Here is a 21846-nt window from a genome sequence, read left to right on the forward strand (position 1 = left end):
GTTCAGGCTCCCCTTTCCAGCCTCTTCAGAACTGTGCGTATACCTGCACCGTCCATAATCAGGCGAGCGAGTTCGCTCATGCTTGCAGCAAAGCTCCCTTTACGAATATCCTTATCCTCAGTCAAGCTTTCCAACTGCAAGTACCTAGCGACATCTCGCCGATTCATTGCATCCAAGTAACCAGTTGTGTACGGGATCGCAGATATCGTACCTTTGTATCTGAACTGGCGCCGAATATTGGAAAGCGTTGCACGGGAATGCGAATCGTATTTGTTAATAACAACATGCATATTCTTATTGTTCATTCGTGCTGGCAGGATCTCTTCAAAGAACAACTCCAGATTTCGCATATTTTGATCGAGATTAATGACAACATAGTCCGCTTGTTGCAGCTTGAGCTGCAAATCGACATCAGCATGATCCGCATCCAGAAGAACCAGATCATAATACTCGTTAGCTACGTTCAGCAGCCTTTTCACAGTCTCACCATGTTCCTGCGGGGAACAACGTTCCATCTCATCAATTCTTCCAGTCAGGAAATCAAGTCTTTCCTTTAAAAGCGGCTTGGTATAATCCCTGAGATTGTGTTTATTCAGACTTCCGCTCGAATGTAGCCGTTCAATCGCATCCCAGCCACCCTCTTCGAAGGAGAACATAAAATCTGCTGAATCCGTATCTTTGGATGGTAGAGCAGCTTCTGTGCCAGTTCCGGCAAGGCCTGCATTAACAAGTAACACCCTTGTTCTGTAGTGAAGTGCCATCGCATAGGCACTAATTAATGTGCTTGAAGTGCAACCTGTTCCTGCAAAAGGGCTCCAAAAGGTAATAGTGCTCATGCTCTCATCCTCTCTGCTTCTTTCATTGCACGACGACTACGAACACTTTCCCAACCTGTTAACTGCTCGACCACACGACACAACGACTTTTTGTAATTTCGTGACAAAGGTCCAAGATGAACTCGGCGATGATGCTCATTTTCAAGCTTAACTGCCGCTGTTAACTCATCCCACGGAAGCACTAAGGATTCTCCTGTCCACACAAACGGACTGCCCTCCAGATATGCCCACAGATAACGAGCTTCAAGCTTGCAGTCAACCCCGTTAATTAAGAGCCTCTGAAATGACAGCTCACCAGGCAACGTCTGTTCTTCAAGCAACCGCTTCAACCAGCCCTTGCCACGTTCCAGATTGTAACGCTCATAATCACTCACCCAGACTCTTACATCTGCGTTTAGCCACAGATTACGTGAAGCGAAATGTGAGGTCTCCATGTCATATAACACATAGTCATAACTGTCCAATCGCTCTCCATTTACTTCAAGATGATTCTCTACAGCTGCTGAAGTGACAAAATGACAAGCGATATCAAATCCTTCAAATTCCGTAATTCGCAAAGACTGCTCACTGTCACCTACACCGTACCCATACTTCTGTTGTAAGGTACCATCTACGAGCAAAACCTTGTTGCCTGTCGAAGCCAATATCTTGCAAAGATATAGCATCAGATCATTCTTCTCACATAAACCCGCAAAGATCCATGTATGCATAGATGTTATAACTCCCTTCTCTCTCTCAATATCCTTGTTATCTGAATTATCTTAAACTGAACACTAGTATTGGTCTCTATTCTCCGCCCGTTAGCAAGTTCTGCTGTTCTGTTTGTAAAACTTCAGCAGGATCATTAGCACTTCCAGAATTAGTTCCTGCTCCGTTTCCTGAACCATCATTCCACTTCACCGCATCCGATGTAGCCGGATTATTTGCTGATGGACGACTGTTATAGGTAACTGAGGATTGTGCTACATCCTGTTCAACCCCTTTTGATGGAGCTGTCACGGAGGCGGCCAGTGAACTTTCAAGCGAACTTCGTACCTGTCTGGATAACTCCTGTTCCGCTCGTCGAACAATATTCGGATCACTTTCCAGCAGTTTTAACACTTCTGAATTGGCTGGATACGTCGCGATTGCAGGTGTCTGAAACTGTGGTTCTACATAGGTTAAGGCATAGATTGAAGCTTTATGTAAATAGGCATCTACAATTGCACTGGAGAGTGACAGAATCTCTTCCTCCGTCATCGTAATCCATAAGGTAGCTGCATTGAGTCGTTCCACTTTCTTCTTCGATAAGAGAACATAGTCCTGTCCAGTAGGGAATTGTATACGAACATCAATGATATCTCCCTTAACAAGTGAGGACGGCAGCAATACAACTTGCAGCTCTCGATTTCTTAAATCAGGCGGAGCCGGTGTATCCTCATACACCATCTCAGTGGTAATCGCTGTTCCTTTTTTCAACTCTATTTTGGCCACTTGGCCTTCCATCTGCTTGGTACTGGACCAGAGATTTCGCGGTGCTTGTGCATCCGGAACAGCAATGAGCTTCAGATCCTCTGGTAATATCGGTTCACCTGCTTCAATATCTCGAATCGTTACCCATCCTTGTGCTCCGGAATCCCATTGTTGCTTTAATTCAGCTTCCTTTTCCTCATATGCTGATAAATAACGGGCTTCTACGGCTGACCTGACATCCCCCATCGTTTTGACATTATAAATAACATATCCTCCGAACACCAACCCTACAGTTCCTGCTCCGATAAGCCCGGCATAGATCAGTTGACGGCTTTGTTTTCTTAATTTAGACAAAAGAGGCTCTCCTTTCGTAATCTCGTCTAATCATGTACTTTCCTTCGTGAAAAGAACGAACGTTTCTTGGGTTGTTGTGCCATCATATGCGTTAAAATATGAGAAAACACCTTATCCATCTGTGTGTCCTTGTCAAAAGGGTCAATATGTAACGGCAGACCATATACACTCGATGTATCCAGCGTTTTACGAATGCGCTGGACAGCTTCAATCGCTGCGAGGGGCAGACAATATATCCATTTCTCTTGAGGATACCGATGATGTGATCGAACAAAAGCGCTTATCTCCGCCTGCCTCCATTCGGCACCTGAGCCTATAACAATCGGCAGATCTGCACGCAGGAATTCTTCCAGTCGGTTCTGGTCCTGACCACTACCGAGATCCATCACGATAAATTGATAACTCCCCCCAAGTAAAGACAATATGTCCGCTCGCCCGGATTGTTTCCAATAATGCACACCATCCACTGCAAACTGTCTGCCTGCTGGCACAGGTTTACCTGCTTGAGCGATTTGTTGAATTCTTGCAAAGGATTGAGAGCGAGGTGACATTTCGATCACAGCTACTTTAAAGTTTTGCCTTTCGAGATAATGACTGATAGCTATAGCGGTGTGGGTAACCCCTACACCAGATGAAGCACCAGTTATGGCAATAACTCTTGTTCCGCCATTCAGGGTCATGGTCGCATCTCCACCAGGCGTTATTCCACCAGGTATGCGAAGCAGTTCCTTCCTCACCTCATCCGCAGATTGGAATCGCTCCTCGGCATTATACCTTAACAGTCTTCTCGCCACAGGGATGTACGTCCGTGGAACATCACTCCGAATAGAGCTTTCTACACCTTGAATCCATTCCGTATACGCCCCACTAGTCATAAGATATAGCAGCAATGCTCCGAGTCCATATAGATCCGAACGGGCATCGGTCTGACCCGAGCCATACTGTTCTGGAGCGGCGAAACCAGCTGTTCCCAACTTGACGGTATCTTCGGCACTTTGCGGTTTGTAACTTCTGGCGATGCCAAAATCGATTAATCTCACTTCATGTTCCGGGGTGATCATGATATTTGATGGTTTCAGATCCCTATAGATGACAGGTGGATTCAGATTATGCAGATAACTCAACACATCCAGCAATTGAAGCACCAGCTCCGTTAACTGCTCCATCGGAATTTTCCCGCGGCACTGCTTGAAATACTCACTGAGCGTTAACCCTTCGATGTATTCCATCACCAAGTACGTGTACCCATCTTCATCCGGGACAAAAAAATCAACAATTTGCGGTAATCTTGGATGGCGGAGTGATGTCAGGAGGGCGGCCTCTGTCTCCATGCTGCCTTCATATGGCATAGCCGTTACGCTTTCTTTAATTGCCCATATCTTGCCCGGCAGCTTCAAATCCTCCGCCTCGTATACATGGCTCATTCCGCCTGTTCCCAGAATGGATACGATACGATATCTACCTCCCAGCAGGCTTCCGCGTTCCAGCCTGGCCGGATGTCTCATACCAATTCCTCCTTCAATACACAACAAAAAAGGGAAAACTTCACCGAAGACGAACAGACCGGATATCCGGGTTCGTTCGCTTCGGGATGCTTTCCCTTGGGTTTGTTATGGTTAATATTGGTATCATTATAGTACAGCCAGGAATAGATTGTAAAGCACAAAATTTAATGTGCTTAATCGAATCAATTTCATAATACATTTAGCTGCTTTAATCAAGGCTAGATCTCTTAATATTTGACCATATAGAGTGTAATCTCTTCCCGGTTATGGAACAACTGCTTGGAACGTTGAATCTGCATCCGTGAACGCTCAAACGTATCGATCACATCCTTAATGAGTGCGAGCGGTTTTTTATGCAATAACTTCACGGTAACAATCGCTGTTCCCCCAGGTTGAAGACTATATAGAAGGTCTGATACAAGTCGGCTCATCAGCTTAGGACTCCAACTCATATCACATACGAGCAGATCGAATTCTCCTTCGCGAAAGCGTACATCGCCTGCATTTTTCTTCAAGAAAGTCAGTTTTGGTGATGCCAGCAGCGTTGCATCCATCTTCGCCGGATCTACTGCCGTGACTTCAAGCCCGCGTTCAAGCAGGAACGAGGTCCATCCACCTGGTGCTGCACCGATATCAAGTGCTTTATGAAATGAAGTAAAGTCAATGCCAAACGTTTGCTCGGCTTCAAGCAATTTGAACTTAGCACGCGAGATCTGTCCATCTTCTTTTTGGAAACGTACGGCTCCCCCGCTCCAGTCTGACAGGTTCTGTTCAGGTCTGGATATGCCAGCATACAACATATCATTCGCAGCAAATACGGAAATGACATATTCAGCATCACGTACAACCCATTCACATCCGAGTTCATCCAGCTTTTCGGTCAGCAATTGCTTCAATGAGGCTGCATTTTCTTGCCAAAAGGCCCCTTCTGTCTTCCGCACCTGTAGTACGACAGAAGCACCGGTCAGTTCCTTATGATTCAACACAAATGCAATCAATTTCTCAATAGACTGCTCCGAATCTTCTGTATTCTCCTGAAACTGAACAGGCTGGATATGACGTAAAAACGTTGGATAATCTTCCAGCAGTTTACCTGCAACTTCTTCCTCCGCTACAGGCAGACCCGCAAGCAAAATTTCTCCCGGTACGAGTACTGTGCTCTTAACCGCACCAAACGTACGGCGTAATTCTTCCTGTGCATAAGGGGCAAAGCCATGATTGGCTGTGCAGATAAAACGGGAGAAGTTGCCTTCTTCCCAAGACGATTGTGTACTCAAATTGTGTTACCCTCCAGAACGTACGCGTATCCACGGACGACCGTCATCCCACTGGATATCGACCGGGACATCGTACGTATGCTTAATTGTGTCTTGTGTCAAAACTTCATGCTTGGGGCCAGCCGCCGCAATGCGTCCATCGCGGATCAAGGCCACATGCGTAAATAAAGGTACGATCTCTTCAACATGGTGTGTTACATACACCACTGTAATGTTACGCTGGCGCAGACGATCAATCTCAGCCAGCATTTTCTCACGTTCATATAAGTCCAACCCGGCACAAGGCTCGTCCATAATCAGCAGTTTTGGCTCAGCCATTAATGATCGAGCAAGCATGACTTTTTTACGCTCCCCTTGGGATAGCGTTCCAAGCGGGTTGTTGGCCAAGTTGGCAAAGCCCATGTCATCTAGCAAACTCATTGCCTTTGCTTTTACTTCATCAGGGATGGTCTGATAAAAACGCAAAAAAGCATAAGCACCTGTAGCCACGACTTCCCATACCGGGTCTCTGGGAGTGAGTTTCTCAATCAACGTTTGGCTGATATAACCGATTTCCTTGCGTACTTCTCTGACGTCACATTGCCCATACAGATTACCGAGTACTTCAATGCGTCCCTGGCTTGGAAACATATATCCGTTCATCATTTCCAGCAACGTTGTTTTGCCAGAACCATTCCGACCCAGAATAACCCAATGTTCGTTTTGTTCAATGCGCAGATGCACGTTATCCAGAATCTGATTCTCTTCTCGTCTAAGTGAGACATGTTCCATTGAGATTATACTCATTTCAGCACCGCCTTCCGGATTTCCGAGAGTAAATGCTCCACAGAGCTCATCCGATAAACCATCTTTGGAACATCTTGCTGGCCGTCAAACAACATCACGGCTGGTACGCTTGAAATTTGAAATTGTTGTACAAGTTCAGGAATGTCATGGATGTTCATTTCGGATAAAATACCTTCTGGCAGCATGTGCTCAACAACCTCTAACATACGCCGTGCAGCCGAACATGTCCCACATAAAGGGGTGTATATAAACACAGCTTGTGGCATGCCTTCCCATACGCCGCGCATTAACATTTTGGATGTAATTGGCTTCATTAACTTTCTTCTCCCGCAGCAACACGCAGCATAACCTCGCCCGTCATTGGACCATTATGAATGGTTACCGAATCGGGTTTATTGCTATATAACATCTCGTACATCTGGCGTTTCCCAAACATACTGGACGTATGCAAATAGATTTCACGCGGAAATAAACCTTCTCGAACAATGGATGCCGCAACCTCACCGCCATTCGGCGAGTCCGGACCAAGCTCATAATCCAGAGACAAAATGTCCACGTCACCTTCTCTTAGCAGCATCAGGCACTCTTCTGCATTCGTTGCCAGAACAAATCCTTTCGGACATGCCCGATAGTCATCCAAAAAAACATGCATACAATCGCTCCTCTCCCCATTATAACCAGGAACGCATGAGCGCTATATCATCACGGTGCGTTCCATCTTCGCCCGTTTCTGTCTCGAGCACAACAACCGCCTTTTGGAACTCAGGCGCATTTATCAATGTTTTCAGTGATTCATTTCCGATATATCCCTGTCCGATCCTCGCATGTCTATCCTTACACGAACCAGACGCATATTTGGAATCATTAAAATGTACAGCAGCAACATCATCCCAGTATCCGAGCACCCTGCCTTGATCGAGCATCTCCAATTCGTTGCCTGACGACCACATACCTGAAGCAAAAGCATGGCATGTGTCAAAACAAAATGCAATATGCTCCGGATATCGGCTCAATTTGCGAATCTGTATCATTTCTTCCATTGTCGTGCCCATGGGACCATGATCACCTGCCTGATTCTCAAGCAGCACCTTAGAATGACCGGTCCAATTCTCCAAAGCGGTATCCAGACAATGAATGAGGTTTTGATAACCCTCCAGCGGATCGTTTGTTTTGATATGTCCAAAATGGACCACCGTCCCAACAGAACCGCAAGCATTCGAAATTTCAAGATCATTGCGAATAGAAGCTATTGTAGCATGAAACCCCGCCTCTCCACGGGTCATGCCCAATGCCGGATTCGTAGGATAGGGTGAATGAGCAATCGAAGCCAGTCCATGCTGTTCACACCAATCCCTGCACTGTTCAGCATCCTTGAGATCCAGACTCTTCAGACCAAGACTACGCGGGTTCTTCGGAAAATACTGAAACGCCGTTGCCCCCATCGCATGTGCTCTCTTGGCTGCCTGAAGAAATCCACCTCTCGTGCTGACATGTGCCCCGATTCCGGTGTTAGGCATCATGCTGACATTTCGGACAGAAGAATGCCTTCTTGCCCGTAATTTCCACTCGTTCAATCGTTCCCCCGCAGCGCGGACAAGTCTCGCCTTCCCGATCGTACACTCGACATTGCTCGTCGAAGCTTCCGGTCTTCGTATCCCCTTGCATCAGTGGCATTTCCATATAACCACCTTCAAAAGCTGCTTCGCGCAACACGGACTGCATCGAATGGAACAAGCGCTCCGTCAGTTCAGGTGAAGTTGCGATGTTCTGCGTTTTGGAGCTTGGTCTCAGACCCGCAGCAAACGCAATCTCATCAGAATAACAGTTGCCAATCCCTGCTATGATATGCTGATTAACCAACGTTGTCTTGAGTGTACCCCGACGACCTTTCAACAGAGAAGCAAAACGTTCAACGTTCATCCGTCGATCCAAAGGTTCCGGTCCTAGATCGGACATTGCCGCTTCGGTTTCTTTTGAAGTAAGTAGATGTAAATACCCCAAGCGCAGGCCAATAAAGAATAAAATGTGATCTCCAAACTGAATTTCCACCTGTGTGGAACGATCAGGGCGTTCCTCTTCCGTGCCCCAGAAAATCATACCGCCCAACATGAGGTGCAGCACCAGACGTTTGCCATTAGCCAGGTGGAAAATCAAATGCTTCGCTCGGCGCTCAACAAATATGATGCGATTGCCTGTAAGTTCATTGATGAACAGATCAGGCTCCGTATTTATCGTTTTATCGCGGTTAATTACAACACCTGTAATCGGTAGATCAAGTATTTTCTCGGACAACAAGGTCCGGTAATTTTCCATTTCCGGCAGTTCCGGCATCGTACATTACCCCTTTTTGGAAGTTTGGTCTGTCTCTTGCGACAGCCACTCCATCAATTTATGCAAATCTTCAAACACATGATCAGGTCGAGCCTTGGCTGCTTGAATGTGTCCATCCATATTATCCCGTGTTGTCACACCGGTAAGTACCAGCAACGTCTCACATCCTGCTGCAACTCCAGCTGCAATATCGGTTCGCATATTGTCTCCGATCACTGCCACTTCATGAGACGCCAGGTTCAGCCGGCTAATAGCTGACTTCATTATAACACTGGATGGCTTGCCTATAACTGTAGGACGAACTCCGGTTGCGGCTTCAATTGCTGCTCCAATCGTTCCCGCCCCAGGCGTCAGTCCATCATCGGAGGGAAGCTGCAGATCCGGGTTGGTCATGATGAATTTTGATCCCGCATTAATCCACCTTAGCGCCTTGGTCAGTTTAGAATAGGAAAATTCACGATCAATCCCCTGTATTACGTAATCAGGTGCATCTTCTGTCAAATTTAGTCCTGCTTCTTCTATGGCTTGCAGCAGTCCTGCTTCACCAATACATGCCACTTTTGCACCCGGGGACTCTTCGGCAACGTATTCAGCAGCAGCCACAGCAGAAGTACACACTTGAGACGCATCGGCAGGTATGCCCATCCCGTTCAGATGATCTGCCACACCTTGTGGTGTGCGAGAAGAATTATTGGTTACGAATAAATACGGCTTTCCTAGCTCTTGCAGTGTTCGAATAAGCTGATCGGCTCCTTCGATACGATGTCTGCCATGATAGAGCGTACCATCCAAGTCAATCAGATAGGCCTTAATCACACACAGCACTTCCTTTCTTTATTCCATTAACGTTTCATGTCCTTAATCATTTACCTTGAACTTGACCGCGAACCTATGTATTCAGGCAAAAAATAATGGCTTGCTGACATGTGCATGTAACAAGTCGAACCGAATCGAACACCGACGGTTTAACTCGCGCGTCTTCTGTACAAGCTTGTCATTTCCTGCGCTTTCCCGGAAAATAATTTGAATCATTTCCCTCTTCATATTGCCCATCCTACACGCTTTCTGACCAGATTGCAAAAGGGACCGCGGGAGTTCCTCTCCCTCAGTCCCGTGCAATTACCCGGTTCTTTATATGACGTGTTTAGCCGTGCACTGAATCGCATTCCTGGTTAAGATTCTTGCTTGCGATGCACGACAGGAATAAGCTGGTGTTCGTTTGCAAGCCTAGTATTCGGGAATACGGACTGTGCCTCTTCCAAAAGTGGCTGCAGTTGATCCTCATCCTTGTAACGTGAGCTAAAGTGAGTCATGATTAGTTGCCCAACATTGGCTGCTCTAGCCGCTTCTGCCGCTTGTTTTGAAGTACTATGATAGTACTCATGCGCTGTATCGGCCAGATCATGCATGAATGTAGCTTCATGCACAAGTACATCTGCATTGATGGAAAGAGGCTGTACATTGTCACATGGACGTGTATCACCCAATATGGTGATCACCATGCCCCGTTTTGGCGCTCCCAATACATCTTCTGGACGAAGCGAGTCACCGTTATCCAGCGTAATGGTTTCTCCACGTTTCAGTCGGCCGAACAATGGGCCTGGTTTCAAACCGTATTCCGCCAGTTTGGCCGGGTCCAGGCTGCCTGGACGATCTTTTTCCGTTATCCGATATCCGTAGCTGTCGATCCGATGCTCAAGCAAAGCAGCTTCCACAATAAAACTGTCATCCTTAAACAGGACGCCACCCGTATGTTCCACGATATTCAACTCATAGTTGACCCGTGATTGGCTAAGCTCCATGGTTGTACTGATCATTCGTTCTGTACCTGGAGGACCATATACCGTTAATGGTGTTGTGCCACCTTGGTAGGCTCTGCTCGAAAGCAGTCCCGGAAGTCCAAATACATGATCACCATGCAGGTGAGTAATGAATATTTTCTCCAATTTGCTTAGTTTAAGCGGAGAACTTAAAATCTGATGCTGCGTTCCTTCCCCGCAGTCAAACAACCACAAAGCTCTGCGCTCATCCAACATGCGTAGCCCAATGGAAGTTACATTCCGTTGAAGCGTAGGTACACCAGCATTAGTTCCCAGGAAATATAGTTCCATTCTGGATCGCACCTCTTTCTGTTGCCAGCAAAAAACCTCCGACAATGCGGAGGGCTTTGCCTGACACTCAACTGATTTATGCTTTTTCTACGTTAAAATACTTCGCTTGCGGATGGCTGAATACCATCGCTGATACGGATGCTTCAGGTTCCATCATGAAACCTTCCGTCAATTCCACACCGATATCCTCAGGCTGTAACAACTTGAACAGCGGTCCTTGGTCTTCTAGATCCGGACAAGCCGGATATCCAAAAGATACCCTGATCCCTTGATAGCGTGCACCGTGACGCTGCTTCATGGTCATCTGGGCAGAATCTGGGAACCCCCAGATATCTCTCATCATATGATGCACACGCTCAGCTAATCCCTCTGCTACTTCGAGCGCTACGGATTGAAGAGCATGCGAGCGAAGATAATCCCCTTGATCTTTCCACGCCGTGGATAGTTCACGCACACCGTGTCCGGCAGTAACAACCATAAAGCCAACGTAATCCATTTGACCGGATTCAACAGGTTTCAGGAAGTCGGACAGGCACAGGAACGGCTCGACTTTTTGACGTGGGAACGTAAATGTATGCAAAATATTGCTCGTGTCCTTTGGATCATAAATAATGATGCTGTTACCACTGGACTGAGCCGGGAAGAAACGATACATGGCATGCGCCTGAATAATCCCGTCACGAACAGCCTCTTGCATGATATCATCCACCACTGCTTTCAGGTCGGTAGCCTTTTTATCACCTGAAGCAAGCAGTTGCTCAACTGAACCGCGCAACCCTAGATGATGTCCAAGCAGCATCTGCATGTTCACGTATGGCAGAATATGTGATAACGGATAGTTGCGCATCGTATGCCGCTCCAGATCCGGCGGTACAAGAACCGGATTATCTACAGCAATATCCGAACGCTCCACTCGTGTAAGCTCTGGAAGTGCCTGAACAGCTACAGCACCTGAAGCATCCGCTTCTTTCTCGGCTTCCATCTCCAGTTGCATCGCTTCACGTGTAACGGGATTCATCAATTTGTTCGCCAGGTCCAGACCATCCATCGCGTCTTTGGCATATACAACCATTCCATTATACTCAGGACGGATACGGTTTTTGGTGAATTTACGTGTTAGCGCCGCTCCGCCAACCATAATAGGTACATCAATACCTGCTGTTCGTAAATCCTGAGCGGTAAGAATCATCTGCTGGGCTGATTTTACCAATAACCCCGAGAGGCCGATTGCATCGACTTTCTCTTCTCGGTAAGCCTCAATGATACGTTCTGGTGGTACTTTTATACCCAAATTAATGATCCGGTAACCGTTATTGGACAGGATGATCTCTACCAGGTTCTTCCCGATGTCATGCACATCGCCCTTAACTGTAGCCAGAATGATCTTGCCTTTAACCGAAGTCTCATTCTTCTCCATGAATTGCTCCAGATATGCTACAGAAGCCTTCATAACCTCCGCACTCTGCAACACCTCAGCTACAATCAACTCATTGTTGTTAAAGAGACGACCTACTTCCTCCATCCCCCGCATAAGTGGACCGTTAATCACTTGAAGTGCAGTGTATTTGGCCAGTGCCTGTTCGAGATCTGGCAGTAATCCTTCTTTGCTTCCTTCGACAACATATGAAGCGAGACGTTCTTCTAGTGAAAGGTTCGAGATTTTTTCCTTCTTCTCAACCTTCTTGTTACGGAACGCCGCTACGAATGCAGCCAGTGTGTCATCATTTGTGTTATATAAAAGCTCTTCCGAGAGCCTGCGTTCTTCTTCAGGAATGGACGCATAACGCTCCAATTTCTCTGTGTTCACGATGGCATAGTCGAGACCTGCTTTGGTACATTCATACAAGAACACTGAGTTCAGCACTTCACGGCCTGCTTCAGGCAGTCCGAATGAAATGTTACTGATCCCGAGTATCGTATGACATTCAGGCATCGCTTCCTTGATCACTCTTATACCTTCAATGGTTTCTTTGGCTGAACCGATGTACTGTTCATCTCCGGTACCAACCGGGAACACCAACGTATCAAAAATGAGGTCTTCGGGTTTGAGTCCATATTTGTTCACCAGAAGATCATAAGAGCGCTTAGCTACGTCAAGCTTGTCTTCCCGACTAATCGCCTGACCTCGTTCGTCAATCGTTCCGACAACAACCGCACCACCATATTTATGGAGCAACGGCGTGATCAGCTCAAATTTCTCTTCGCCATCCTCAAGGTTAATGGAGTTAATTATCGCTTTACCTTGTGAGTACTGAAGGGCCAGATCAATTACTGAAGCATCTGTCGTATCGATCATGAGAGGAACCTTTACTTTTTTCACAACCAATTCAAGGAACTTCACCATGTCTTCAGACTCTTCACGGTCTGGGTCTTGTACACACACATCGACAATATGCGCCCCATTTTTCACTTGAGCACGAGCAATTTCCGAAGCTTCTTCATATTTGCCTTCTACAATGAGTCGTTTGAATTTCCGTGATCCCAGCACATTCGTACGCTCACCGACCATGTAGGGACGATTGTCCTGTTCTATATAGATTGGTTCTATACCAGACAATGCAGGTGGATGTGTTCCGTTCATTTCTCTTGGGGGGTACTGGGCAAGTGTATCGCGCATAGCCCGAATATGTGCAGGGGTTGTCCCGCAACATCCACCAGCAATATTCAACCAGCCCTGTTCGGCAAAAGCACCAATCTTCTGAGCAAGCGAGTCTGGTGACTCATGGTAATTACCGTTCTCATCCGGAAGACCCGCGTTCGGGTAACAACTAACGGCAACCGATGCCATTCCGGAAAGCGAACGAATGTGGTCACGCATGAACTCCGGACCCGTAGCGCAGTTTAGCCCTACCGAAATTGGGTTAAGGTGTTCTAAGGATATATAAAAGGATTCGATGTTCTGACCCGCAAGGGTCGTTCCCATCGGTTCGATCGTTCCTGATATCATCAGAGGCAGTGTAACGCCACTCTGTTCGAAGGCCTGCTGAATTCCAATGCTGCCTGCTTTTACATTGAGGGTATCCTGTGAGGTTTCAAGCAGTAGCGCATCAACGCCTCCCTCTATTAAAGCAAGCGCTTGCTCCAAATAACTGTCGATAAGTTCCTGGAACGTTACGCCCCCAGTGACAGACAGTGTTTTGGTTGTTGGTCCCATCGCACCTACCACATAACGTGGAGATTCTGGTGTAGAGAAACGATCAACTGCAGCTTTTGCAATTCTGGCTGCTTCCAGGTTGATCTCGCGTGCCCGATCCTGAATATCGTATTCAGCAAGCACGACCGATGTCGCACCAAATGTATTGGTTTCAATTAAATCGGCGCCAGCCTCCAGATATTCTTCATGAATGCGCTGGATCAGTTCTGGACGAGTAAGCACTAACATTTCATTACATCCATCCAAATCTTCGCCGCCAAAATCTTCGCCAGTCAGATCAACTTGTTGAATCATAGTCCCCATTGCACCGTCGAGGATTAATATTCGTTGTTTTAATGCATCGTGTAGACTAATCTTATCCAATATCTTCACCCCCGCAAAACGTTAAATCTTAGTTTAACAGAAACTAACTTAATGTGAAAGATCGGGTTTTCTCCCGAAAGATGGCGGGTTTGCACGAATATGAACGGAATTTGAGAATCGACAAAAACAGAGCAATCCGATATAATTCAATTAAACCAAGTGGAAAAGAGGGAAAGAACATGGCTGAAATTGTTATCCGAAATACGAACGAACGCATCACTGGTGACGAAAATGTTCGAAATTTTTTGAACAAATATGAAGTATTATATGAGAAGTGGGACGCATCCAAACTGAACACTGATCTGCAAAATAACTTTGGATTAACGGATGAACAGAAAACCGAGGTTTTGGAAACTTACGATTATGAAATCAGAGATTTGGCTGCACGTCGCGGATACCAGATCTGGGATGTCATTACGCTGTCCGAACAAACACCAGATATCGAAGAAAAGCTGGCCAAGTTCGAAGAGATCCACACCCACGCTGAAGATGAGATCCGTGCGATTGTCGCTGGTAAAGGAATCTTTGTTATCAAAGCTACAGATGATGTGGGCTACTTTAATGTAGAACTGTCTCCTGGAGACGTTATTTCTGTACCTGAGAATACACCGCACTTTTTCACTTTAATGGAGAACAAACAAATTATTGCTGTACGTCTGTTCATCGAAAAAGATGGCTGGATTGCAGATCCATACCCTGATCCTACATTTATCAAACAAGCCTAACACTCTCGTGTTACGACTCGCTTAACCAAAACCCCTGTTCAATTGAACAGGGGTTTTCGCATATGCATATGGAGAGTATTATACAACATCGGTGCATTATATAAAATAATGCGGGTATTTCGCTTTTATCGATTCCTGTTCAATCACAACCAGTCTAAGATGAGCTTCCATCACCTGAACAGCCTGTTCCGTTTTACGCTCTGTGATAAGCCGATATATATCTTTGTGTTGGGAGATAATGACCTCCAGATTGGAGTCCTCCGCTAGACGTAACAAACGCAACCGATTAAACGGAATATTCAGTTGTTGCAACATTTTCCAAGTTCTCAGTTTACCCGTGCCCTGAAACAAAATCTGATGAAACTCTTCATCCAGTTCAAAAAGACGATAGAAATTGTTTTTTCCTATACAGACTTCCTGCATTGCAATGTTGGTTTCAAGTCGAAATCTGAACTCTTCAGGAAAAGAAACACAAGCCAAAGTCACGATTTCCTTCTCCATCTTCTCCCGCATAAACCTGCCTTCTTCCACATGCTCCAGATTAATATGAGAGACGATCGTTCCACTCTGTGGAATAATGTCCAGCAGTTCTTCTTCAGCAAGCTTCATGAATGCTTCTCTCACGGGAGTTCTGCTCACCTGCAGTTCATCTGCAATCTCTTTCTCTGAAATCTTGGTACCCGGCTTAAGTTCCAGATGAAGAATTCGCTCTTTTAACAGGTTATATGAATATGCCCGGGTCGAGCCTCTAATTTTTTGATTAATTGACATGCCTAGACCTCTTTCTATCAGCCGTATTCATTCATCTTAGCACAAATTACCGTTCCACTTATATATCGGAGTGAAACGGTAATCTGGCCAACCTTAACTATGTTATTGCTTGTTTTCTTTGTAGGCTTTGTACGTGTCATTTGCCAGCTTCAGATAATTGGATAGACCTTGACTTTCCAGCTCTTTGGCAAACGTATCGAATTCCGACAAGTCCCGCTCGCCCAAAATAAATTTAAGTGTATTTTGGTCTGAATAATCTTTCAGTGGAGTACTCAGAAGTGTCACCCGTTCACGGTCCTCAGAAGAGTATGGAATCGGTGGTTCAGCCGGGATCACTTCCTTGGTATCTTTCATGTCTTGCTGGAACTTCAACTCTTCTTCACTAAACATCGATTGCAGCAGATCTGTTGTACCACCGTAGGCAAATACACCGCCAGAGAAACCGAAGTCAACACGCAGATCTTTCGTTCCTTTTGGATTCAAACCATTGTAGTTCACGTCTTCTGCCAATTTACGTGTTCCGCCCTCTTTGGTAAATGTTTCGCCTTCAACGCCCCATTTGGCAAATTCTTGACCCTCATCACTGTAGTATAACCAATCAATAAATTGCATAATGGCTTTGAAGTTTTCGCTTTTTTGAATTTTTCCGGATATCATGACACCGTTTTCAAGTCTGGAGCCTGACATTAATTGGCCTTTTGGTCCACCAGGAACTGTAATCTTCTCAACTGAGAATTTGCCCTCTCCCAGCGTTTTGTTCATATCATTTCGGTGCAGCACCAGCGTTTGGGAATTGCCGTTAATCATAAAAGATTTGCCGGATACAAATTTCTGTATTGCCTGATCGTCATCCTGTGTAAAACTTTCTTTGTCCAGCAATCCTTCAGATACCAACTTGTTAAAGTAGGTCAACAGCTCTTTGTATTCTGGTGTTGTAGCCGTGTATACGAATTCATCCAGATCTTCTTTATACGTCAATCCATTACCAAAACCCCATCCAGCCTTGGTACCAAAACCGGTAGCAGCGATGTTCAATGTACTATTGAATTTAAATCCATCTGAAAATGGAATGGAATCCGGGTAGATTTCTTTCAGCTTTTTGGCTGCATCATACAATTCGTCCCATGTCGTCGGGATGGCGATGTTATTTTCTTCAAAAACATCCGTTCTTACCAGTAATGTATAATCCGGCCATACTTCTTCATGCAGACCCGGGAGCACATAGTACTTTCCATCTTCTTGCCGAAGTCCTTCGAGTTCATCTTCCAAACCCCATTTTTCCACTTTATCCTTGAAGTTTGGCATCAAATCAATGTAATCACTAATGGGCAAGACCGCACCGGAAGATACAAATGCAGATTCTTCACCAGGATAGGTTTTGGGAATAATCAGCGGTGCATCGCCTGAACTGATTAGAAGGGATCTCTTCTGAGAGTAGTCACTCATGGGAACAATCGTTGGCTCAAGCGTAACACCCGTCAGTTCGGTAATTTTATCGAAAAGTAACCAGTCTTTTTTAAAAGGATAAATAGGATGATCACTGTATAGTATGGATAGATTAAACGGCTCAGTTGCCTTGAATGTGTCACCTACATTGTACGTCTCCATCGCTGCCTTGGTTTGAACTTCTGTGACGTCACCTCCGTCTCCATTACCGCTGCTACATGCAGCCAAAACAACGCTCATCATTGTTGCCATCACCATTTTACCAACAAACTTACGTGGCTTTTGATTCATTTAGGTTATCCCCCTGAATTTGGTTTAGGTTGACCTTGCCTTAAACTTTAAACAACATCTAAATGTTAATCATGTGAATCACTCTATATAAATTGAACTATTCATTTACACAAAACGGAGAGGACAGAAAAAACCTGAAAAAGCGAAGCGCTCGCCTTTATCACCGGATTTTTCCTTTTAAAAAGGGAATCGAAAAAATCTGGGGATAACAGCGATTGAAAGGTTATTCTGTCATCGGAGTGTACCGTGTAAATCCATCTTTAATTCAATTTATATGTTGCTGCGTATTACTGTTTAACAGACCCTAACATGATACCGGTTACAAAGTATCTTTGGACAAATGGATAGATGGTGAGTATCGGCAAGATGGTTAATACCATCGTTACTGATTTGATATTGGCAGCAATCTGTGTCAGGTTATCCGCTGAGGTTGCACCGGCAGACGCCCCACTTGTCGCTCCTGCAATCATATTGCGTAAATAAATGGTGACCGGGAACAGTTCTTTTTTGTCCAAATACAGAAAGGCTGGGAACCAGGAATTCCAATGACCTACTGCGTAGAACAGCACCATGGTTGCCATAACTGCTTTACTTAGTGGCAAAATAATGCGTAACAAAATCCCGTAAGTGTTCAAACCGTCAATGGAGGCAGCTTCCTCCAGTTCTTCAGGCATATTTTCAAAAAATGACTTCATGATCAGCATGTTGTATATGCTAATTGCGCCAGGAACAACGAGTGCCCACATGGTGTTGTTGAACCCAAGGGAATTAATCAACACATAGTTTGGAATCAATCCACCACTGAAGAACATAGTGAATACGGCGAACATGGTCAGAAACTTGCGACCCATTAATCTCTTTTTGGACAGGGCATATGCGAAAATAGTCGTCATGAACATGGAGATTAACGTACCTACCACAGTGTAGATAATCGTATTTTTATAATTCGTCCAGAACATGCTGTCACGCGAGATGGTCTTATACGTCTCCACATTGAATCCTCTTGGGAACAGACTAACCTTGCCCGAATTGATATAGGACTCACTACTGAAGGATTGTGCCACGACATTTAAGAATGGATAGAGTGTTATAAATACCACGAACAGCAGAAAGATAACATTGAATACTTTAAATACCTTGTAAGATCTGGATTCCTGCATGATGCTCCTCCTTTACCATAAGCTTCTTTGTGTCAGTCTGCGTGAGATCGCATTTACGGAGAACACCAGAATCAGACCGATCAGCGATTCGAACAAGCCAATTGCGGTAGCATAACTGAAGTTACTGGATTCCAGTCCGACCCGATACAGGTAAGTGGAGATCACGTCAGATGTCTCGTAGATCAGCGGATTGTACAAGAGTAAGATTTTTTCAAATCCAACAGCAAGGAAATTACCCATGTTCAAAATCAATAATGTCACAATCGTAGGCAAGATCCCTGGTATCGTTACATGAATTGTTTGCTTCCACCGATTGGCACCATCGATACGCGCAGCTTCATACAAAGAATCATCTATGGTTGTCAGTGCAGCCAGATACAGAATCGCTCCCCAACCCATACCCTGCCATACCTCAGAAGTGATATAGATTGTTCTGAACCACTCAGCTCGCTGCATAAAAGGAATATTGTCTCCAGTGAAGAAAGCCACCAGTCCATTAATGGAACCATTCACTGCTGTCAGCTGCAGGATCATACCCGCTACGATAACGATGGATAGAAAATGAGGCAGATAAGACGCAGTTTGTACAAACTTTTTGAATCGTTTACTCTTCACTTCGTTAAGCATCAAGGCAAAAATGATTGGAACCGGGAATGTAAAGAGCAACGCGAGTCCGCCCAGCATCAGCGTGTTACCGAATACTCTCCAGAAGGTAGGGTCCTCAATGAACATTTTGAAGTATCTTAATCCAACCCACGTTTCTCCAAATATACTTCCCCCGGGAACAAAGCGTCTGAACGCAATCACATTACCGATCATCGGCCCATATTTAAAAATAAGGAGATAGATGATGGGAAGGATTAATAGTGAATACAACTGCCAGTCTTTGCGGAACAAGGTTGCTGCCGTTCGTAATCTGCTTTCTTTACGTAAAGATGTCATGGTTAACGTTGTTTTAGCGGTTTCCGACTCCATGTGTTTTCACTCCAATCCAGAACTTGATAGATATAGACTGTTTCATGGGCAATTCCCATCGCTTCTTTTTGTAGAAGACAACCAATCCTTCAACTTCACCCCCACTACGAAATAGATAACAGCTGAATGTAAGCGATATCATTTTAATGTGTTATGTAAAACCACACAATCCAAGGTGCTTCACCTCATGAATTAGCACTTAATAATTGATGTGATCTCCAAATCGAAAGAAGGTCTCCGAAGTGTATAAAGCGCTTACAATAAACCGAAAATAATTAGCAACAACTCCTGCTTCCATTCAAATGAATTAAGTCAAAAGAAATTGCTTAAGACAATCTAAATACTAGTCATACTAGTATGTTAGTTATATTCTAATCCAGCTTCCCCCTAATTTCAATAACTTTTAGCAAAATAAATGGAAATCTCATTTAACAAGGTTATTTAGTCAATATGCTCAAATAAAAAAACATTGGTAACTTCAAGAACGTCATCATCGTTCATTGAAGCTTCCAATGTTTCAGGGTGCTGAGGAAAGATGTTATAGCTGATCTGCTCAGAACTTAGCAATAAGCTGATTTAATTCCGATAAATGCGTTATTTCATGGTCAGGCGCATACGTTTCATTGTTGGTCTTATGCTCACGGTTAATCCATACGGCTTGGATGCCTGATGATAGAGCACCACGAATATCAGTCGTCAACTTGTCCCCAACCATCATGCTCTCTTCGGGTTTAACACCCAGTTTACTCAAAGCATGCTCAAATATGGAGGGATCTGGTTTTCCTTTTCCAAAGTTACCCGAGATAATAATCTCATCAAAGAAAGGAGTCAATTCAGGTACACCATCCAACTTCTCTTGTTGCAAAGCAGGACAACCGTTCGTCAACAGCAACAGTTTGTATTTCCCTTGTAACTGACGCAAGGTATCCATCGTTTCTTCGTACACATGAGGTCTGGATCTCCGCTCTACTCCAAACTGCGCGGCCAGTTGTTCAGCAAGGTCTTCCTGATCTATACCCAATTTCAACAAGCCACGACGCCAGGATTCTTTACGGTAAACTGGAGCAAGTTGTTCCAACTGACGGAACTCAGCTTGATCCCCTCCACTAAAGTTGGCCCAAAGGCCTTCAAACGGATTTATTCCAATCATTTTGGTAAAAGGAAAGGTCTCATAAGATTCATACAGTGCACGTGCCTCGTTACGAACAGCTTCTTCAAGTTCTTCGGGTTTGACCCCAGTCTCTTGTGCTGCAATTAGACAAGTCTCATGAAATGCTTCTCGAACACTGCGCTCATCCCACAATAAAGTATCATCCAGGTCGAACAAAATCGCTTTTAACGCCATTCCGATCATCTACCCCTTTATGCAATAATTACTTTTCGACGGTTTCCACGGTGATCTGGTGTGCTTTTGCAAACTTCAGCAAACGTTCTGCAATCGCATCTGTATCGTAACGGTTCAATAACTTGGTGAACACCCATCTTTTCCCGCGACTTTTATGTTCGATAACAACTGTGCCTGGTTCAATTCTGAATTTGACAATATCTTCAACCCCGATTGAACGTTCACGATTACCCTTCGTCGTTATAATCCGATTACTGCTAATCTTGATATATGGACGACGAAGCATGAAGATGACTGCCAAAAATACGTAAAGCAACATCGTCACCCAGTCCCAGGTTGTCATCGGAGCTTGCACAAGGAACGTGCTCATAAACAGATACAAAAAGGCGAGACCAATCAAAAATATAGGGAACAAAAGGCTGCGTCCCTTAAAGACTTCTTCACCTGGTGTACCTGTGATTGGTTGACCACTTTTTTTGCGTTGCTGATTTAACTGCTTGGAATTTTTCTTAACCGTTCTCTCGAACGAACGCGACATGAGAATCCCCCTTATGTGTCTTTGTATCGGCTACATAACTGTAAACCAACATTTCCCCCTATAAATTGCACACTCAAAATAACAGGAAGAAACCTAAATATCATAATGATATCATTAGGTTTCGTTAGTGTTTGAGTTTGCCTTGGCGGCCTTTGTCATTCTCATCATCAACAATCTCAATGGTATCCAGTTGTTGTCTGAAATTACTGCGAATATTACTCAAATAAATCTCTCTTAACTCAGCACGTTCAGCAAGTTCTTCCTCCGACAATCCAGTGGACTTTTGCTTACGAGCCAATTCGTTAATGCGTGCTACCAGACTATCTATATCCAAGCTTGTCCCCTCCAAAAATACAAAGTCATATTAACTTTGCCATGATAAAGGCAGCTTGTCAAGCTGACACGCGTTAACACTCATTGATGTGC

The 21846-nt window shown here is 44.9% G+C and carries 21 protein-coding genes; 1 reads left to right on the forward strand and 20 read right to left on the reverse strand.

Annotated features, from left to right (window positions below; all coding sequences use genetic code 11):
• Positions 1 to 2 precede the first annotated feature (2 nt).
• The 13 genes from NKT06_RS17695 to metH all read right to left on the reverse strand — a co-directional run bounded on the left by NKT06_RS17695 (position 3) and on the right by metH (position 14169).
• Positions 3 to 836 carry a CpaE/TadZ family protein gene (locus tag NKT06_RS17695; RefSeq protein ID WP_253437212.1) on the reverse strand — a complete coding sequence of 278 codons (834 nt, stop codon included), beginning with the start codon at positions 834 to 836 and terminating at the stop codon, positions 3 to 5.
• Positions 833 to 1546 (reverse strand): hypothetical protein, encoded by a 714-nt coding sequence (locus NKT06_RS17700; RefSeq protein WP_253437215.1) that lies wholly within the window; start codon positions 1544 to 1546, stop codon positions 833 to 835. Before NKT06_RS17700 ends, NKT06_RS17695 begins: the two co-directional genes overlap by 4 nt.
• A 76-nt stretch (positions 1547 to 1622) precedes the next feature.
• Positions 1623 to 2642, reverse strand: a complete 1020-nt coding sequence (locus NKT06_RS17705) for an SAF domain-containing protein (protein ID WP_253437219.1) — start codon at positions 2640 to 2642, stop codon at positions 1623 to 1625.
• Positions 2643 to 2668: 26 nt separating this feature from the next.
• Positions 2669 to 4147, reverse strand: coding sequence for a serine/threonine protein kinase (locus tag NKT06_RS17710; protein WP_253437222.1), 1479 nt, complete (start codon positions 4145 to 4147; stop codon positions 2669 to 2671).
• A 227-nt stretch (positions 4148 to 4374) separates the two neighbouring features.
• Entirely contained in the window at positions 4375 to 5424 is a 1050-nt protein-coding gene (locus NKT06_RS17715) for a 23S rRNA (cytidine(2498)-2'-O)-methyltransferase RlmM (RefSeq protein WP_253437227.1), read from the reverse strand.
• 6 nt (positions 5425 to 5430) lie between these two features.
• Complete coding sequence (locus NKT06_RS17720) at positions 5431 to 6204, reverse strand: ABC transporter ATP-binding protein (protein WP_253442638.1); 774 nt, start codon at positions 6202 to 6204, stop codon at positions 5431 to 5433.
• A 2-nt stretch (positions 6205 to 6206) separates the two neighbouring features.
• Complete coding sequence (locus tag NKT06_RS17725; protein WP_253437230.1) at positions 6207 to 6524, reverse strand: thioredoxin family protein; 318 nt, start codon at positions 6522 to 6524, stop codon at positions 6207 to 6209.
• Positions 6524 to 6862 (reverse strand): cyclic-phosphate processing receiver domain-containing protein, encoded by a 339-nt coding sequence (locus NKT06_RS17730; RefSeq protein WP_017688046.1) that lies wholly within the window; start codon positions 6860 to 6862, stop codon positions 6524 to 6526. Before NKT06_RS17730 ends, NKT06_RS17725 begins: the two co-directional genes overlap by 1 nt.
• Positions 6863 to 6881: 19 nt before the next feature.
• A complete protein-coding gene (locus tag NKT06_RS17735; RefSeq protein WP_483311624.1) occupies positions 6882 to 7730 on the reverse strand; it encodes a deoxyribonuclease IV in 849 nt (282 codons plus the stop codon).
• Entirely contained in the window at positions 7720 to 8541 is an 822-nt protein-coding gene (locus tag NKT06_RS17740) for an Fpg/Nei family DNA glycosylase (RefSeq protein WP_253437233.1), read from the reverse strand. The genes NKT06_RS17735 and NKT06_RS17740 overlap by 11 nt, the downstream gene beginning before the upstream one ends.
• 6 nt (positions 8542 to 8547) lie before the next feature.
• Positions 8548 to 9357, reverse strand: coding sequence for a TIGR01457 family HAD-type hydrolase (locus NKT06_RS17745; RefSeq protein ID WP_253437236.1), 810 nt, complete (start codon positions 9355 to 9357; stop codon positions 8548 to 8550).
• A 356-nt stretch (positions 9358 to 9713) separates the two neighbouring features.
• Positions 9714 to 10652, reverse strand: coding sequence for a ribonuclease Z (gene rnz, locus NKT06_RS17750; protein WP_253437239.1), 939 nt, complete (start codon positions 10650 to 10652; stop codon positions 9714 to 9716).
• 76 nt (positions 10653 to 10728) lie between these two features.
• Positions 10729 to 14169 carry a methionine synthase gene (gene metH, locus NKT06_RS17755; RefSeq protein WP_253437241.1) on the reverse strand — a complete coding sequence of 1147 codons (3441 nt, stop codon included), beginning with the start codon at positions 14167 to 14169 and terminating at the stop codon, positions 10729 to 10731.
• Between the two features lie 179 nt (positions 14170 to 14348).
• Here metH and NKT06_RS17760 point away from each other — a divergent pair, with 179 nt between their 5' ends.
• Positions 14349 to 14894, forward strand: a complete 546-nt coding sequence (locus NKT06_RS17760) for a cupin domain-containing protein (protein WP_047843398.1) — start codon at positions 14349 to 14351, stop codon at positions 14892 to 14894.
• A 96-nt stretch (positions 14895 to 14990) separates the two neighbouring features.
• Here the strand turns inward: NKT06_RS17760 and NKT06_RS17765 are convergent, their stop codons facing one another.
• The 7 genes from NKT06_RS17765 to NKT06_RS17795 form a co-directional block, all read right to left on the reverse strand.
• Positions 14991 to 15665 (reverse strand): GntR family transcriptional regulator, encoded by a 675-nt coding sequence (locus NKT06_RS17765; protein ID WP_253437244.1) that lies wholly within the window; start codon positions 15663 to 15665, stop codon positions 14991 to 14993.
• Between the two features lie 102 nt (positions 15666 to 15767).
• The gene (locus tag NKT06_RS17770) at positions 15768 to 17402 is read right to left on the reverse strand and encodes an ABC transporter substrate-binding protein (RefSeq protein WP_253437247.1); all 1635 of its coding nucleotides are present in this window, start codon (positions 17400 to 17402) and stop codon (positions 15768 to 15770) included.
• A 287-nt stretch (positions 17403 to 17689) separates the two neighbouring features.
• Positions 17690 to 18562 carry a carbohydrate ABC transporter permease gene (locus NKT06_RS17775; protein ID WP_036613592.1) on the reverse strand — a complete coding sequence of 291 codons (873 nt, stop codon included), beginning with the start codon at positions 18560 to 18562 and terminating at the stop codon, positions 17690 to 17692.
• A 12-nt stretch (positions 18563 to 18574) separates the two neighbouring features.
• Positions 18575 to 19504: an ABC transporter permease gene (locus NKT06_RS17780; RefSeq protein WP_371129062.1), complete on the reverse strand. Its 930-nt coding sequence runs from the start codon at positions 19502 to 19504 to the stop codon at positions 18575 to 18577.
• 586 nt (positions 19505 to 20090) lie between these two features.
• A complete protein-coding gene (locus tag NKT06_RS17785; protein ID WP_253437251.1) occupies positions 20091 to 20882 on the reverse strand; it encodes an HAD family hydrolase in 792 nt (263 codons plus the stop codon).
• Positions 20883 to 20910: 28 nt separating this feature from the next.
• Positions 20911 to 21420 (reverse strand): hypothetical protein, encoded by a 510-nt coding sequence (locus NKT06_RS17790; protein WP_253437254.1) that lies wholly within the window; start codon positions 21418 to 21420, stop codon positions 20911 to 20913.
• A 124-nt stretch (positions 21421 to 21544) separates the two neighbouring features.
• Positions 21545 to 21754 (reverse strand): DUF896 domain-containing protein, encoded by a 210-nt coding sequence (locus NKT06_RS17795; protein ID WP_253437257.1) that lies wholly within the window; start codon positions 21752 to 21754, stop codon positions 21545 to 21547.
• Positions 21755 to 21846: the final 92 nt, after the last annotated feature.

The sequence above is a fragment of the Paenibacillus sp. 1781tsa1 genome (assembly GCF_024159265.1).
GTDB lineage: Bacteria > Bacillota > Bacilli > Paenibacillales > Paenibacillaceae > Paenibacillus.

Coding starts and splice junctions, on each gene's coding strand:
- NKT06_RS17760 (WP_047843398.1), top strand. CDS start 14,349: ATGGCTGAAATTGTTATCCGAAATACGAACGAACGCATCACTGGTGAC.
- NKT06_RS17740 (WP_253437233.1), bottom strand. CDS start 8,541: ATGCCGGAACTGCCGGAAATGGAAAATTACCGGACCTTGTTGTCCGAG.
- NKT06_RS17725 (WP_253437230.1), bottom strand. CDS start 6,524: ATGAAGCCAATTACATCCAAAATGTTAATGCGCGGCGTATGGGAAGGC.
- NKT06_RS17700 (WP_253437215.1), bottom strand. CDS start 1,546: ATGCATACATGGATCTTTGCGGGTTTATGTGAGAAGAATGATCTGATG.
- rnz (WP_253437239.1), bottom strand. CDS start 10,652: ATGGAACTATATTTCCTGGGAACTAATGCTGGTGTACCTACGCTTCAA.
- NKT06_RS17790 (WP_253437254.1), bottom strand. CDS start 21,420: ATGTCGCGTTCGTTCGAGAGAACGGTTAAGAAAAATTCCAAGCAGTTA.
- NKT06_RS17695 (WP_253437212.1), bottom strand. CDS start 836: ATGAGCACTATTACCTTTTGGAGCCCTTTTGCAGGAACAGGTTGCACT.
- NKT06_RS17775 (WP_036613592.1), bottom strand. CDS start 18,562: ATGCAGGAATCCAGATCTTACAAGGTATTTAAAGTATTCAATGTTATC.
- NKT06_RS17780 (WP_371129062.1), bottom strand. CDS start 19,504: ATGACATCTTTACGTAAAGAAAGCAGATTACGAACGGCAGCAACCTTG.
- NKT06_RS17765 (WP_253437244.1), bottom strand. CDS start 15,665: ATGTCAATTAATCAAAAAATTAGAGGCTCGACCCGGGCATATTCATAT.
- NKT06_RS17710 (WP_253437222.1), bottom strand. CDS start 4,147: ATGAGACATCCGGCCAGGCTGGAACGCGGAAGCCTGCTGGGAGGTAGA.
- NKT06_RS17785 (WP_253437251.1), bottom strand. CDS start 20,882: ATGGCGTTAAAAGCGATTTTGTTCGACCTGGATGATACTTTATTGTGG.
- NKT06_RS17735 (WP_483311624.1), bottom strand. CDS start 7,730: ATGATGCCTAACACCGGAATCGGGGCACATGTCAGCACGAGAGGTGGA.
- NKT06_RS17730 (WP_017688046.1), bottom strand. CDS start 6,862: ATGCATGTTTTTTTGGATGACTATCGGGCATGTCCGAAAGGATTTGTT.
- NKT06_RS17770 (WP_253437247.1), bottom strand. CDS start 17,402: ATGAATCAAAAGCCACGTAAGTTTGTTGGTAAAATGGTGATGGCAACA.